The sequence below is a fragment of the Alteromonas sp. ABV4_515 genome, assembly GCF_056160345.1.
Window position 1 is genome coordinate 100196 of sequence record NZ_JBSWWZ010000004.1, and the last position, 14156, is coordinate 114351.

Here is a 14156-nt window from a genome sequence, read left to right on the forward strand (position 1 = left end):
ATGAGAATTCTCTATGGCGTACAGGGCACCGGTAACGGTCATATCGCGCGTGCGCGAATTATGGCGGCAGCGTTTGCCCATCGTGATGATTTTCAAGTTGATTTTGTTTTTTCAGGTCGCGACACCGACAAATACTTCGACATGGATGTGTTTGGAAACTACCGCACCTTCCAAGGACTAACCTTTATCACCAGCCATGGCAGAGTAGACAACATTGCCACGGTTAAATCGAACAATTTTAGCCAGTTTATTAAAGACGTGCGTCATTTTGACGTGTCTGGTTACGACCTGCTGATTAACGATTTCGAGCCTATCACCGCATGGTCAGCGAAACGTGTAGGGCTACCGTCAATTTCAATTAGCCACCAAGCCTGTTTCAGCTATCCGGTACCCAAGGCCGGTGATGGCGTGCTTAACAAGCTTATTTTGAAATATTTTGCCCCTACGCAAGTACAGCTCGGCGTGCACTGGTTTCACTTTAACCAGCCCATCGTGCCTCCCTTTGTCGCCGATGAGCGTATCGCCCGGCCAACTAAAAGCCATGTGTTAGTTTATTTGCCCTTCGAGCATATCGACGATATTCGCCTGATGCTGGAACCTCTCACCGAACAGCAATTTATTTGCTATCACCCAGCAATAAAAGGGCATTTCCAAAATCGCCACATTAGCTGGCACCCACCATCGAAAAAAGGGTTTCAGCACGACCTGCAACACTGCAATGGGGTAATTGCCAATGGCGGCTTTGAATTGTCTAGCGAAGCACTCCACCTAGGTAAGAAGCTATTGATCAAACCACTACACGGGCAGTTTGAACAGTTATCCAATGTACTGACACTGGATAAAATGGGTTTGTGTCATACCCTTTTCCAGCTCGATACCGACATTGTAGAAGAATGGCTCGACGCCCCAGAAAACGAAGCAATTCAATTCCCGCAAGACCCTTCACTACTGATTAACTGGCTGAAAAATGGTGACCTGCACGATACCCAAACCTTGTGCGACGCACTGTGGGCACAGGTACAATATGGCGATAAAACTAAAGAGCGATTATTGGCGCTTGCAATTTAGCACCGCGGTGCCATCATAGCAGCAATTTCAGTCTTTCTTTGCGGGTTCGTTGTGCGCAGAAAACCCTTCTTTTTAATCGTGCTGCTTTTGGCTGCCAGCAGCCTGTCGGCATGTGGATATCGCGGGGCACTCACTCTTCCAGATGAGTCTCAAAACAACAAACAGACTCCTGCCGAGTCACCCGCCGATCAATCCGGAGATACCCAGTAATGGATTTTTTCGCTTACCGTGACGGCCGCCTTTTCGCTGAAGACGTGGCGGTTTCAGATATTGCCAACCAGTATGGCACCCCGGCTTATATTTACTCTCGCGCAACCCTTGAGCGTCATTGGCATGCCTTTGACCAAGCGCTAGGCGAACACCCGCACCTTATTTGTTACGCGGTAAAGGCCAATTCCAATATTGGTGTACTTAGTGTTCTGGCAAAGCTGGGCTCTGGCTTTGACATTGTATCTGGTGGTGAATTGGCACGGGTACTGGAAGCCGGCGGCGATGCCGGTAAAGTGGTATTTTCTGGTGTAGGTAAAACGCGTGAGGAGATCCGCTATGCGCTGGAGCAAGGTATTCTGTGCTTTAACGTCGAGTCGGAACCAGAACTAGAGCGCATCAACGCGGTAGCTGCAGAAATGGGGGTCACAGCGCCTATTTCTCTACGTATTAATCCCGATGTGGATGCCAAAACTCACCCGTATATTTCTACCGGTCTGAAAGCGAACAAGTTCGGCATTCCCCGTGAGCGTGCCATTGCCACTTACGAGTTAGCAGACAGCCTGCCGAATCTTGAAGTAAAAGGCATGGATTGTCACATTGGCTCGCAGCTCACCACCATAGAACCCTTTGTGGATGCCCTTGAGCGCCTACTGGAACTGATTGACGTGTTAGCATCGAAAGGCATCACCATCAGTCACCTGGATGTCGGTGGAGGCCTTGGCGTAACCTACAGCAACGAAACGCCACCTCACCCGAAAGAGTATGCCGCCGCACTGGCTGAAAAAATGTCTGGCCGTGAACACCTAAAATTGATTATGGAACCGGGACGCGCCATTGCAGCGAACGCGGGCATCATGATCACCGAGGTTGAGTTTGTAAAAGAAGGCGATGAAAAGCACTTCGCCATTATTGATGCGGCGATGAACGACCTTATCCGCCCCTCGTTATATTCAGCATGGCAACATATTGGTCGCGTTGAACAAGACACCGATGCAACGCCACGGGTATATGACGTGGTTGGCCCAATTTGCGAAACCGGTGATTTCATCGGTAAAGACCGCGAACTTGCAATTAAACCCGGTGATTTGCTGGCGGTTCGCAGCGCTGGCGCCTATGGTTTTGTTATGGCTTCAAACTATAATACTCGCTGCCGTCCACCTGAAATTATGGTCGATGGAACTACCGTTACTGTAGTGCGTGAACGAGAAATGTTAAAAGATCTCTGGAAAGGTGAGCATAAACTTACGTAAACTAGAGAAATACAAATAAGAAAGATGTGCGCTTAATGCAAGTTCAATTTTCCAAAATGCACGGCCTGGGTAATGACTTCGTGGTTATTGATAACGTTACCCAGAACGTTTTCTTTTCAAAGGAGAAGATCCAGCAACTCGCGGATCGGCACTTTGGTATTGGCTTCGACCAGCTTTTGTTGGTAGAACCTCCCTATGATCCTGAACAGGATTTCCATTACCGCATCTTCAATGCAGACGGCTCCGAAGTGTCACAGTGTGGCAACGGCGCCCGTTGTTTTGCCCGTTTCGTCAAAATGAAAGGGTTAATCAACCGCAACAAAATTAAGGTCAGCACCAAAGCAGGAAAAATGGTGCTGTATCTAGAAAAGGATGGTCAGGTCACCGTGAATATGGGTGTACCTGACTTCGAGCCCACCCGGGTTCCTATGGTCGCCAACAAACAAGAAAAGACTTACATTTTCCGTGTTGACGACAGAACGGTTTTCTTAGGCGCGGCATCGATGGGCAACCCTCACTGTGTGATGGAAGTCGATGATGTCGACACCGCGGATGTGCATGTACTTGGCCCGCTTTTGGAGCGTCATGAGCGTTTTCCTGAGGGGGTTAATGTTGGCTTTATGCAGGTGGTGTCGAAGGAACATGTTAAACTTCGGGTGTTTGAACGAGGCTCAGGGGAAACCCTGGCGTGCGGCAGTGGCGCTTGTGCGGCGGTCGCTGTCGGTCAGATTCAAGGCAAACTAGATAAGGAAGTCAGGGTAGATTTACCCGGCGGCAGTTTACGTATTCGCTGGCAGGGCGAGGACTCGGCACTTAAGATGACCGGGCCGGCTGAGCATATTTACGACGGACAGATTAACCTATGAGTGATGCTTCAGGTCAAACTAAGCAACCGGTAACGCTGGAACCAAATTACGACGAGGCATTCGGACTCACCGCTGAAGAAGTCAGGGCGTTTCTCCTAAAACACCCCGAATTTTTCACCCAGAATCCGGATATCTTGGAGCGCCTGGTTATTCCTCACGAGGAAAAAGGGGCAATTTCGCTGGTTGAAAGACAGAGCGAACAGCTGCGCAAGAAAGTACGCCAGCTAAATTTCAAACTCAATCAGCTTATTGGCGTTGCCAAGCAGAACGAAAAAATCTATCGGGTGTATACCGACCTAAACGTAGAATTACTGCGTTGCAAATCAGTGTCTGAGATTCAGTACAAACTGGAAACAGTACTGCAGGAACGTTTAGATCTCCACTCAGTAGTATTGCAGCTTTTCAAAGGCCCTCACGCCATGCAGGAACTGCAACGTCGCCTGGTTATCGAAAAACGCTTCAAAGACAGCACATTCTTTTTCGGCCGTTTAAGCCAGCACGAGCGACAAGTGATTTTTGGTGAAGAAACCGCCGAGTCTGTCGCGCTGATCCTGCTTGGTGACAACCGTGATTTGGGCATACTGGCCATAGGCTCTAACGATGCCAGTCACTTCACGCCAGACATGGATACCCTTCTGCTTAAGCAACTACAGGAAGTCCTGAATATTACTATGCCGGATTTGTTGGGTTATTGATGCCAGCGGCGGAGCAACAGCCCCCTCTGTCTGACACCTGCCAGCAATGGCTTGATAAATTTCTCCTGCACCTTGAAGTGGAGCGGGGTCTGTCATCTCACACCATTTCCAACTATCGCCGACAACTTACTTCCATCGCCCGCGAACTCGCACTGGAGGATTGGTCAGGCCTAACGCCTTCTGATGTAAAAAGGATAATGGCTATAGCCAAACGCCAAGGCAAGCATGCCCGCTCTATTGCGCTCATGCTCTCTTCTCTGCGTACGCTATGTCACTATTTAATAGAGAAGAACGAACTGTTCAGCAACCCCGTTGAAGGCATTCAAGCCCCAAAGCTTGGTCGACCACTGCCCAAGCAAATCAGTGTAGATGACATGCAGCAACTGCTTTCTACGCCACAGGATTCAGGCATTGAATGCAGAGATATGGCTATGGCGGAACTGCTGTATGGCTGTGGATTACGTTTAAATGAACTCACCGGTCTGCGACTGGCTGACTGGAATAAGTCTGACGGCACGTTAAGGGTGATGGGTAAGGGAAATAAACAACGCTTGGTGCCGTTGGGAAGAACTGCACAGAAAGCGCTTACCGCCTGGCTGAAAGTACGCGGTGATTTCGCCTCCCCCTACGAACCTGCTGTGTTCGTCAGTAAAAGAGGCAACCGAATTTCAAACCGTCAAGTAGAAAACCGCCTTAATGCGTTGGCTCAATCACAGGGCATGAACCAGACCGTTCACCCTCACAAACTGCGCCATTCCTTCGCCACACACGTATTAGAATCTAGTGGTGATTTGCGTGCCGTACAAGAACTTTTAGGACATGCTAATCTTTCCACTACCCAGGTCTATACGCATCTGGATTTTCAGCATTTAGCAAAGGTGTACGATTCGGCACACCCCCGCGCACGTAAAAAGTAACACGCAAAACTCACAGAGGTACCATGCGATTTTATAGACCGCTCGCTCCGATAAAGGCGATGACCTTCGACCTTGATGACACCTTGTATAATAACGAACCGGTCATTAGTCAGGCCGACGCTGCGCTAACTGCATTTATCGCTGCAAATTTCCCCCGTGCGGCAGCGCTTCCTCGCCCTCGCTGGAACGAAATAAAACGCGAACTGATTAGAAACAATCCCCCGTTGGGTTCTGATATGGGGTTACTACGACTGGAAACGCTGCGCGTCGCGTTGGCTGATGATGTCGCACCAGGCTCTGCGCTTGAGCAGGCAGCACAGGATTGCTTTAATTGCTTTTACCATGCCCGCAGTGATTTCCGGCTTGATGATAAGGTTCATGAAGTCATGTCGGCGTTGGCGAAAAAAATACCTCTTATCGCGATTACTAACGGAAACGTAGATACACAGAAAACAGGATTAACAGAGTATTTCGAAGCGGTGTTGCATGCCAGCGTCGTTCGCCCCTCGAAACCCGCGCCAGACATGTTCCACGAAGCCGCAGACATGCTGAGCCTGTCACCGGAAGCAATACTGCATGTGGGTGACAATTTAGAAAAAGACGTGATGGGTGCGATTAAGGCAGGCATGCAAAGTGCGTGGATAGCCGCTAATCGGGAGATGAACTTAAGCCGTGAAGCCGTAACTTTGCTGCCTCACGTCGAGTTATCGGCGCTGGATGACTTACTCAGGCTGGCATAAACCAGCCTAAATATCGTTTTAAACCGGACTTACTAGCTTGCTGTTTGCTCGCTGTCCTCTAATACGTTCTGGCGCATGGAGTCGCACGGACGTTTGCAACAGGGCTTACCCACCACTTTGGCAGGAACACCAACTACCGTCACGTGAGCTGGAACGTTATCAAGCACAACGCTCCCCGCGCCAACTTTAGACCCTTCTCCGATTTCGATATTCCCAAGAATTTTTGCACCAGCGCCAACAAGGACACCTTGACGGATCTTGGGATGACGATCGCCAGATTCATTGCCTGTACCGCCAAGCGTCACGCTCTGCAGAATACTCACGTTATCTTCGACAACCGCCGTTTCACCCACCACAATACCCGTTGCATGGTCGAACATGACACCTTTGCCGATTTTGGCGGCCGGATGAATGTCTACGCCGAAGGTTTCCGAGTTACGGCTTTGAAGAAACAGGGCTAACTGATGGCGCCCCCGCTGCCAAAGATAATGCGCAAGACGATGCGCTTGTACAGCGTGGAAGCCTTTAAAATACAGTAATGGAGTCAGAAAGTTTGTTACCGCTGCATCACGATTATAAACGGCTTTTATATCTTCAACCGCCGATTCAATAATCATCGGGTCGAGTAAATACGCCTCTTCAAACACCTCACGAATTGCCATGGCAGGCATCACTTCATCCGCCATTTTATTGGCCAGAATAAAGCTTAGCGACGATTCAAAATTATGATGAGTAAGAATGCATGCATGAATATAGCTCGCAAGAAGCGGTTCATTATCAGCAATTGCCTGAGCTTCAGATTTCAGCGTTAACCAGAAATCAGCATTTTGAGTAGTTACGAGCATTGACTTTCCTATTGATGCATTCGTGCATAGCGGGAAAAGATAGTGATTCGACGCCATTTATCAAGTGGCTTGTTACCAAATACCGACCCAAGTCGGTCAACAACATCTTTAATACCACAGACCGGCATTAACCGATCTAAATTACAAACTTTTAAGCACCTTGGGTAAACCGAAACGCTTTTACCGGGCGGTGTGAAAGTTCTACATCGTACCGCTATCAACCATTCGGTACCATCGCAATCGAGAATATAAAATAATTAATTGAATTCATGTATTTATCTTGAGATGCAACTTGTTGGAACAGGCCTTGTATTACTCATTCTGAAACATTCAGTCGCACAACGCGGCGAAACAAGTTAACAACACGAGGAGACTGATATGAACAGCGATCGTATTGAAGGTAACTGGAAAGAAATGAAAGGTAAAATCCAACAACAGTGGGGTAAACTCACTAATGATGATCTCGACAAGATTGATGGTCGCCGCGAAGAGTTGGTAGGTAAGATTCAGAAAAATTACGGCAAAAGCCGTGATGAAGCAGAGAAAGAAGTAGATCGCTACTTTAATTAATCTGTAGGATTCTCGAGTCAGCGTATATCAATTTCTGACTCTTTAAAATGGCCGGTTTATCCGGCCATTTTCATTTACGGCTTTCACTCAGTTTTTACCGTCCCCCGGAGAATGGTCGGCAACATAAGCGCCCCGCTTCCCCTTAGGTTTGTCTTCCCCTGCTGTACTGTCCTGGTCAGTTTGATATTCTGTCGCTGAATTCAGTTCTGCCCCTAATAAAATGATATAGGCGCTTAGGTAAAACCACATCAAAAGAATAACAATGCCACCCAGTGACCCATAGGTTTTACTGTACGAGGCGAAGGCGTTCAGATACATAGAAAACGCATAAGACGCTACGACCCAGAAAATGGACGCAAACAGTGACCCTGCTGTCACCCAGCGCCATTTAGCTGGGCGACGATGTGGGCCATATCGATATAGCGCTGCCAACGCGACATTAAATAGCAAAATCATAACCGGCCAAGTGAGCCACATCGCCGCTTTTTCACTTAATGCAGCACCCGCAATATAACTCAGCACTTCTGGCAACACTGAGATACACAACAATGCCACAATAACAAAAGCAATGATGCCAACGGTTAACACCATGCGTGCCACCAATCCCCATAAAAATGGACGCCCTTCTTTCTCGTTGTAAGTGATGTTGCAAGCCGTGATTAGGGCATTCGCTCCCTTTGAGCTACTCCAGGTGGTAATGAGCAGGCTCAGCATTACCCCCCAACTGAGGGTCGTATCTGAGTTTCCGGTAAGTTTGGTGAGTTGTTCTTCAATGATATAGCGACTATCTGTTGGCACAACGTCAATGAGATGAGCCATGTGACTGTGCAATTGTTCCGGCGTAACTAAAAGTCCGTACAGTGAAATGACCGCCGTAAGTAAAGGAAATACGGCGAGTAGAAAATAGAATGCCACGCCTGCGGAAACCAGCGAGAGATCGTGGGCGTTCTGACGAACATAAGTACGCTTTGCAATTTGCCACCAGGCGCCTAAAGAAAAATCTGAGAGCTTCTCCGCTTCTGACGAATAGTGTTTACGGTGAGTCAAAGTACACTCCGGTAATTAAAACAATGCGAAACCATTAGGCTTGGTACGCAAATGTTTACCGGTTAGTGCAGTTTTCCAGCCACTTACTCTATGCCAGAAAGAGAATGAGCAAACATCGACAGCTTACCAATAAGCGCTTCCTCATTACGAACATTTACTGCTTTTAAAATACGGTGTACATGATCTTTCACTTCGCTTTCAGGCAGGTTTACGGCCACTGAGATATCGCCGTACGGGGTATCTTTATAGAGCATGCGAGCTATCAAAACTTCTTTCTTATTCAGTGCATAGCATGACTGCACGTTTTTCCAGTCGGGTTTAATTCGAGATTGAATATTTACCACCACCATGGCCTCTCTACGCTCGCCTTCAGCCTGAGAGCCCAGCTTGTGAATGTGGAAGATCTCGATTTTGTCTACATGGTCATCAATCACCAATACTTTTTCCGACCCCACTCCCAGCCCAGCTTCATGAAGGCACTCGCTGACTTTATCGCTAAAACGGCTCTGCTGAGACGAAGCGCTAAATGCGAGTTTACGATTTTTCACCGCAAGCACACCGCTTTCCGCGAAATAGGATTCGGCCTGAACATTGTACGCCTGTACTTCTAGCTTACTGTTACACACCACAAACGCCGTTTTGATATGATCGTACAAACCTTGCGCTAAGTGGCGCTGTTGCCTGAAGACTTCTTCGTCTCGAAAGAAGCGGGCAGCACGAATAAAATGAGGCACTAATCGTTTGAATGCAACATGCTCGAAGGTCGAAAAGTCGTCGTTTTGCTCTGCTCTGCACACGCCCAGGTAAGCTTCATAGCGGGCATCCCGCATTAATAGCGCTCCAAGCATTTTTTCAGCATTCAGCGGAGACAGGATCTGCTCGATGAAAGTGGGCGCATCTTTCTGATCACGAAATACCTTTTCGCTGGTATCGAAAATATCGCCTTCGTGGAGTTTTAGAAACAAAGGCTTAAAAACAGAGAGAGAGGAGAGAGAAGCAAGTGCTTCAGGATTATGGACTGCTTCTTCCTGCACTTTAATGCGAAGGGCGACTTCCCGTTCGTTGACGAGATCTCTGAGCAACAGGAAGGTTTTATCTGCCTGAAAAACCTGATTGCATGTGGCAAGCACTCTTCCCCACTTCCGGGTAAGTGCTGCATCGTAGATTTCGATAATAAGGTTATCGAAATCTACGGTTTCATTTTTAACGTCGTAATCCATAACAGTTCGGCCATCCGAGGTCAGCATTCCAATTCAGAAAACTCAACGTTTATTGCTTAAGCCTAAAAATACTGCTACCCGTAACTGCACACCGCATCGATGAATTAACAAACAGTATTTGTAAGACTGTACCAGACTGGTTATTTTCCGTTCATTATACTTTAGTCAAAGTTACTGATATTTAATCTTGCTGTCGAGGTGTTTCGAGAATAACTATTCCTTTTAGTTACTGTATAAATTCACAGCGGGGTCTGGCATAATCAGGCGGTTTTACTAATCAACTCAGCGGTGACTTGCCTGATGGATGTATCTTTACTTCTCGACGACCTCAACGATAAACAACGTGAAGCCGTAGCAGCCCCACAAACCAACATGCTAGTGTTAGCCGGCGCGGGAAGTGGTAAAACCAGAGTGCTGGTTCATCGAATCGCCTGGCTGATGGAAGTAGAGAACATTGCGCCTTTCTCAATTTTGGCGGTTACGTTCACCAATAAAGCGGCCAAAGAAATGCGTGGCCGCATTGAAAGTTTGATGAAACGTAGCATGCATACCATGTGGATGGGCACGTTTCACGGTTTAGCTCACCGGTTGCTGCGCGCGCATCACGCCGAAGCCGGGTTACCGGAAAACTTTCAGATCCTCGACTCAGACGATCAGTACCGCCTAATCCGACGTATCCTCAAAGCCATGAATTTGGACGAAAAGCATTGGCCGCCAAGGCAAGTGCAGTGGTATATCAACGGCAATAAAGACGAAGGCTTACGCCCCCAGCACATTGATACGCACAACGACCATACCCAACAAAAAATGCGCGACATCTACGCGGCTTACCAGGAGTCTTGTGATCGTTCAGGATTGGTGGATTTTGCCGAGTTACTACTGCGTGCCCACGAACTATGGGCTCGCAATCCAGAGATCCTCGCTCACTATCAGAAGCGGTTCCGCGCTATACTGGTCGACGAATTCCAGGACACCAACAATATTCAGTACGCCTGGCTGCGCATGCTGTGTAGCACTGGTGATAACACCATTATGATCGTAGGTGATGACGACCAGTCAATTTACGGGTGGCGTGGTGCTAACGTCGATAACATTCATAAATTTCTAAAAGACTTCCCCAAGCCAGAAACAATCCGCCTAGAGCAGAACTATCGGTCTACCAGTACCATACTCAAAGCCGCTAACGCCGTTATCGACAATAATACCGGCCGCCTGGGTAAAGAACTCTGGACTGACGGCGCCGAAGGTGAACTGGTATCGGTGTATGCCGGCTTTAATGAGCTTGATGAAGCCCGTTTCATCGTCTCGCAAATTAAATCCTGGTTGCAGCAAGGTCATCCGCTGGCTGAATCCGCCATTTTGTATCGTAACAATGCCCAGTCGCGGGTTTTGGAAGAAGCTCTACTTCATGAAGGTTTGGCGTACCGTATTTATGGTGGTTTACGATTCTTCGAACGTCAGGAAATCAAAGACGCTCTTGGTTACCTGCGCATGATTAACCATCCACACGACGATGCCGCTTACGAGCGCGTGGTGAATACACCAAGTCGAGGTATGGGAGAAAAAACCCTGTCCACCATCCGGGAAACAGCGCGAGCGCACAACTGTTCACTGTGGCAGGCGAGTAATTTATTAATCGCTGAGGGCGCATTAAAAGGCCGCGCAGCCAATGCACTACAGAGTTTTATTTTACTGATCACAGAGCTTGAACAGGCTACCGAAGGCCAGCCACTGGAAGAACAGGCAGATAAAGCCATCCGTCAGTCCGGCCTTTATGCCATGTACCAGGCTGAAAAAGGGGAAAAGGCCCAGGCAAGATTAGAAAACCTTGAAGAGTTGGTTACCGCCTGTAAGCAGTTTGTCGTGCCAGAAGAGGCCGATGAAATGACGCCGCTGAGTGCCTTTCTTGCCCACGCTTCTCTTGAAGCAGGAGAAACCCAGGCCGACTCCGATCAAGACGCGGTGCAAATGATGACCATCCATACAGCGAAAGGTCTGGAGTTCCCCCTGGTATTTATGGCCGGGGTGGAAGAAGGCATGTTCCCAAGCCAAATGACCAACGACGAACCCGGCCGTATGGAAGAAGAGCGTCGACTTGCGTATGTAGGGATGACGCGAGCCATGAAGAAGCTGTTTATCACTTATGCAGAAAGTCGTCGCCTTTATGGTCAGGATAAATACCATACGGCTTCCCGTTTTATTCGTGAAATTCCCGCTGAATGCGTAGAAGAAGTGCGACTTAAATCCACGGTATCACGTCCGGTACATAACCGTTTCTCTCGTGCCACATCACACGAAAGCTTCGAACAAACCGGCTTCCAGTTAGGGCAGCGGGTGACTCACCGCAAATTCGGTGAAGGTATTGTGCTGAATTACGAGGGTTCTGGCGACCACGCCCGAGTGCAGGTAAACTTTGATGAATTCGGCAGTAAATGGCTGGTACTGGCTTACGCTAAACTTCAGCCAGCCTAAGCCGATACCTTTCAGATACGTCTATAGTTTACAGAGTTAGCCTCGCTGGGGTCGGAAATGCAAACAAAAGTGCTGGTGATTGAAAGTAGCCAGAAGGGCCTTCAATTGGTGTCAAAGCTGGTGCGTAAGGCCGGATTGATGCCCGTTGGTGTAAGTTCTCTTACTGAAGCCCAAGTGCGCTTTTCTCTGTCTACCCCAGAGGAATACCTCTGTGCGGTAGTCGCTTACAGCCTGCCCGACGCACCACATGGTGAGGCGATCGACTTTACCATTTCCGCTTTCATGCCCACCATTGTGGTGACAGACCAAGCCGATGCCGAAACCCGCAAAGCCATTCTAGGCCGTGAAATTGTTGATTATCTGGTAAAAGATAATCATCAAATTTACGATTATTTAAGTCGCCTGCTTGCACGATTGGATAAAAACAAATCGATTGGTGTGTTGGTGGTCGATGACAAGCGTAAAAGTCGCACCGCCATGGTATCGCTGCTGCGACGTCACAACTTTCTCGTTTATTCTGCCAATGGGCAAGACGAGGCCATGGCGTACTTATCGGACAATCCGCATATTCAGCTGATGCTTGTCGATTACACCATAGATGGTAACGAAGGCATTCATTTTATCGCTGAGCTACGCCGGGCCTATTCAAAAGAAGAAATGGCGATTATTGGTATCGCGGAAGACCGAACAGGCCTACTGCCAGCTACGTTTTTAAAAAGCGGCGCCAATGACTTTTTACGTAGCCCCTTTTGCCATGAAGAGTTCTTGTGCCGGGTCATGCAGAACCTGGAATTGCTAGAGAATGTTGAAACCCTGCGTAGGGTAGCCAATTCTGATTACCTCACTGGCTTACCAAACCGCCGTCATTTCTTTTTTTCTATTGCCACGCAATATCGACAGTCGCCAGAAAATCAGGCATTAGCACTTATCGACCTAGACCACTTTAAATCGGTGAACGATACCTACGGCCACGATGCCGGCGATGCGGTGTTGAAAACCGTTGCTGAACTTATCGCATCACTCTTTAGTGATGTGCCAGTGGCACGTTTCGGCGGTGAAGAATTTTGTGTATTTCTGCCTTTCCAGTCGGCACAAGAAGCGCAAAAGCGTGTTGAAGATTTCCGTCTTCTGGTGTCAGAAACCCCCGTTCTTTACAAAGACAAGTTGCTTAGCATTACCAGCAGTATCGGATTGGTGTTTGCTCATGGGGAGAATATTGAAACCTTGCTTACAGAAGCCGACAAGCTGCTTTATAAGGCGAAGTCGAGCGGGCGAAATCAGGTTTGCGCCCGCTCTATCTGAAGTTTGCGCTGTTGCTGACGATACGCGCGCAATGAATCGGTACTGAACACCACCAGCGCCAACCAGACAAAGCCGAAGGTAATCAATCTGGACATCTCAAACGGCTCGTTGTACACGAATAAGGCCAGCACAAACATGATCGACGGCCCAATGTACTGAAAAAAGCCGAGAGTGGAATACATTATGCGACGGGCAGCTGCTGTAAAACACAGTAAGGGTGCCGTAGTCACTAAACCAGCAGCCACAATTAAGGCATTCAGAGACCATTCATTGGCAAATAAATCGCTTTGTTCACTGGCGAAACCCACCCAGTAAACCAATGCAAATGGCAACAGTAATGTGGTTTCTATAAACAACCCCGGCAAAGAATCCACCGCCACTTTCTTACGCAGTAAACCGTAAATACTGAAAGTGATAGCCAGCACCAACGCTATCCAGGGTAAATGACCAAAAGTGAAAATCAGGATCCCTACCCCAGTGAGTGCCAATCCTACCGCTACTTTTTGCATTGGCCGCAATACTTCTCCCAGGAACAAGCGCCCAAAGAACACGTTTATCAATGGATTGATGTAATAACCTAAACTGGCTTCCAACAAGTGATCGTTATTAATTGCCCAAATGAAAAGAAGCCAGTTCGCACCTAATAGCAAGCCGGCGCAGAACAGGACTTTCATGACGGCGGGGCTGCGTAGTGCAGCAGAGACTTTCGGCCATTGTTTCAGCGCAAAAATGAGCCCAAATAACAGTACTGCAGACCAGACTATCCGGTGCATCAGTATATCCATGGCCGGTAAGACCTGCAGCTGCTTAAAATACACAGGTGCAACGCCCCACATCGTGTAAGCGGCAATGGCGCAAATGACGCCGACTTTGGTGGCCTGGGAGGCGGAGGACTGACTCAATGGAATTCCACGGAAACAAAAAAGGACCTGCATTGTTGATGATATGTTTCAT

The 14156-nt window shown here is 48.3% G+C and carries 14 protein-coding genes; 10 read left to right on the top strand and 4 right to left on the bottom strand.

Translation table 11 applies throughout. The features are described 5' to 3' along the window. The 7 genes from ACXAGX_RS10695 to ACXAGX_RS10725 are packed head-to-tail and all read left to right on the top strand — an operon-like array spanning position 1 to position 5746. Entirely contained in the window at positions 1–1068 is a 1068-nt protein-coding gene (locus tag ACXAGX_RS10695; protein WP_474838238.1) for an MJ1255/VC2487 family glycosyltransferase, read from the top strand. 51 nt (positions 1069–1119) lie between these two features. Then, complete coding sequence (gene lptM / locus ACXAGX_RS10700) at positions 1120–1278, top strand: LPS translocon maturation chaperone LptM (protein WP_425388383.1); 159 nt, start codon at positions 1120–1122, stop codon at positions 1276–1278. Next, the gene (lysA, locus tag ACXAGX_RS10705) at positions 1278–2528 is read left to right on the top strand and encodes a diaminopimelate decarboxylase (protein ID WP_474838240.1); all 1251 of its coding nucleotides are present in this window, start codon (positions 1278–1280) and stop codon (positions 2526–2528) included. Before lptM ends, lysA begins: the two co-directional genes overlap by 1 nt. Positions 2529–2563: 35 nt before the next feature. Then, entirely contained in the window at positions 2564–3394 is an 831-nt protein-coding gene (dapF, locus tag ACXAGX_RS10710; protein ID WP_474838242.1) for a diaminopimelate epimerase, read from the top strand. After that, positions 3391–4089: a DUF484 family protein gene (locus ACXAGX_RS10715; RefSeq protein WP_474838244.1), complete on the top strand. Its 699-nt coding sequence runs from the start codon at positions 3391–3393 to the stop codon at positions 4087–4089. The genes dapF and ACXAGX_RS10715 overlap by 4 nt, the downstream gene beginning before the upstream one ends. Beyond that, a complete protein-coding gene (gene xerC, locus ACXAGX_RS10720; RefSeq protein WP_474838246.1) occupies positions 4089–5006 on the top strand; it encodes a tyrosine recombinase XerC in 918 nt (305 codons plus the stop codon). Before ACXAGX_RS10715 ends, xerC begins: the two co-directional genes overlap by 1 nt. 23 nt (positions 5007–5029) lie before the next feature. Continuing rightward, positions 5030–5746: an HAD-IA family hydrolase gene (locus ACXAGX_RS10725; protein ID WP_474838248.1), complete on the top strand. Its 717-nt coding sequence runs from the start codon at positions 5030–5032 to the stop codon at positions 5744–5746. Between the two features lie 32 nt (positions 5747–5778). Here ACXAGX_RS10725 and cysE read toward each other — a convergent pair whose 3' ends face one another. After that, on the bottom strand, positions 5779–6591 hold the full coding sequence (gene cysE / locus ACXAGX_RS10730) for a serine O-acetyltransferase (protein ID WP_474824856.1): 813 nt from the start codon (positions 6589–6591) through the stop codon (positions 5779–5781). Positions 6592–6969: 378 nt separating this feature from the next. Between cysE and ACXAGX_RS10735 the strand changes: the two genes are divergently transcribed. After that, the gene (locus tag ACXAGX_RS10735) at positions 6970–7161 is read left to right on the top strand and encodes a CsbD family protein (RefSeq protein ID WP_070125842.1); all 192 of its coding nucleotides are present in this window, start codon (positions 6970–6972) and stop codon (positions 7159–7161) included. An 87-nt stretch (positions 7162–7248) separates the two neighbouring features. Here the strand turns inward: ACXAGX_RS10735 and ACXAGX_RS10740 are convergent, their stop codons facing one another. Together ACXAGX_RS10740 and ACXAGX_RS10745 are read right to left on the bottom strand one after the other, a co-directional pair. Continuing rightward, on the bottom strand, positions 7249–8208 hold the full coding sequence (locus ACXAGX_RS10740) for a YihY/virulence factor BrkB family protein (RefSeq protein ID WP_474824855.1): 960 nt from the start codon (positions 8206–8208) through the stop codon (positions 7249–7251). An 83-nt stretch (positions 8209–8291) separates the two neighbouring features. Further along, positions 8292–9428, bottom strand: coding sequence for a hypothetical protein (locus ACXAGX_RS10745; RefSeq protein ID WP_474824854.1), 1137 nt, complete (start codon positions 9426–9428; stop codon positions 8292–8294). Positions 9429–9728: 300 nt separating this feature from the next. Between ACXAGX_RS10745 and uvrD the strand changes: the two genes are divergently transcribed. Together uvrD and ACXAGX_RS10755 are read left to right on the top strand one after the other, a co-directional pair. Further along, positions 9729–11900 (top strand): DNA helicase II, encoded by a 2172-nt coding sequence (gene uvrD, locus ACXAGX_RS10750; protein ID WP_474838250.1) that lies wholly within the window; start codon positions 9729–9731, stop codon positions 11898–11900. 57 nt (positions 11901–11957) lie between these two features. After that, entirely contained in the window at positions 11958–13202 is a 1245-nt protein-coding gene (locus ACXAGX_RS10755; RefSeq protein ID WP_474838252.1) for a diguanylate cyclase, read from the top strand. On the opposite strand, the gene rarD is transcribed toward ACXAGX_RS10755, so the two are convergent. After that, complete coding sequence (rarD, locus tag ACXAGX_RS10760) at positions 13178–14137, bottom strand: EamA family transporter RarD (protein WP_474838254.1); 960 nt, start codon at positions 14135–14137, stop codon at positions 13178–13180. The two genes, ACXAGX_RS10755 and rarD, sit on opposite strands and share 25 nt — an antisense overlap. Between the last annotated feature and the right edge of the window lie 19 nt (positions 14138–14156).

What these genes read in the sequence shown, in the direction of transcription:
- ACXAGX_RS10695 (WP_474838238.1), top strand. Translation starts at nt 1, where the DNA reads ATGAGAATTCTCTATGGCGTACAGGGCACCGGTAACGGTCATATCGCG.
- lysA (WP_474838240.1), top strand. Translation starts at nt 1,278, where the DNA reads ATGGATTTTTTCGCTTACCGTGACGGCCGCCTTTTCGCTGAAGACGTG.
- dapF (WP_474838242.1), top strand. Translation starts at nt 2,564, where the DNA reads ATGCAAGTTCAATTTTCCAAAATGCACGGCCTGGGTAATGACTTCGTG.
- ACXAGX_RS10715 (WP_474838244.1), top strand. Translation starts at nt 3,391, where the DNA reads ATGAGTGATGCTTCAGGTCAAACTAAGCAACCGGTAACGCTGGAACCA.
- xerC (WP_474838246.1), top strand. Translation starts at nt 4,089, where the DNA reads ATGCCAGCGGCGGAGCAACAGCCCCCTCTGTCTGACACCTGCCAGCAA.
- ACXAGX_RS10725 (WP_474838248.1), top strand. Translation starts at nt 5,030, where the DNA reads ATGCGATTTTATAGACCGCTCGCTCCGATAAAGGCGATGACCTTCGAC.
- cysE (WP_474824856.1), bottom strand. Translation starts at nt 6,591, where the DNA reads ATGCTCGTAACTACTCAAAATGCTGATTTCTGGTTAACGCTGAAATCT.
- ACXAGX_RS10735 (WP_070125842.1), top strand. Translation starts at nt 6,970, where the DNA reads ATGAACAGCGATCGTATTGAAGGTAACTGGAAAGAAATGAAAGGTAAA.
- ACXAGX_RS10745 (WP_474824854.1), bottom strand. Translation starts at nt 9,428, where the DNA reads ATGGATTACGACGTTAAAAATGAAACCGTAGATTTCGATAACCTTATT.
- uvrD (WP_474838250.1), top strand. Translation starts at nt 9,729, where the DNA reads ATGGATGTATCTTTACTTCTCGACGACCTCAACGATAAACAACGTGAA.
- ACXAGX_RS10755 (WP_474838252.1), top strand. Translation starts at nt 11,958, where the DNA reads ATGCAAACAAAAGTGCTGGTGATTGAAAGTAGCCAGAAGGGCCTTCAA.
- rarD (WP_474838254.1), bottom strand. Translation starts at nt 14,137, where the DNA reads ATGCAGGTCCTTTTTTGTTTCCGTGGAATTCCATTGAGTCAGTCCTCC.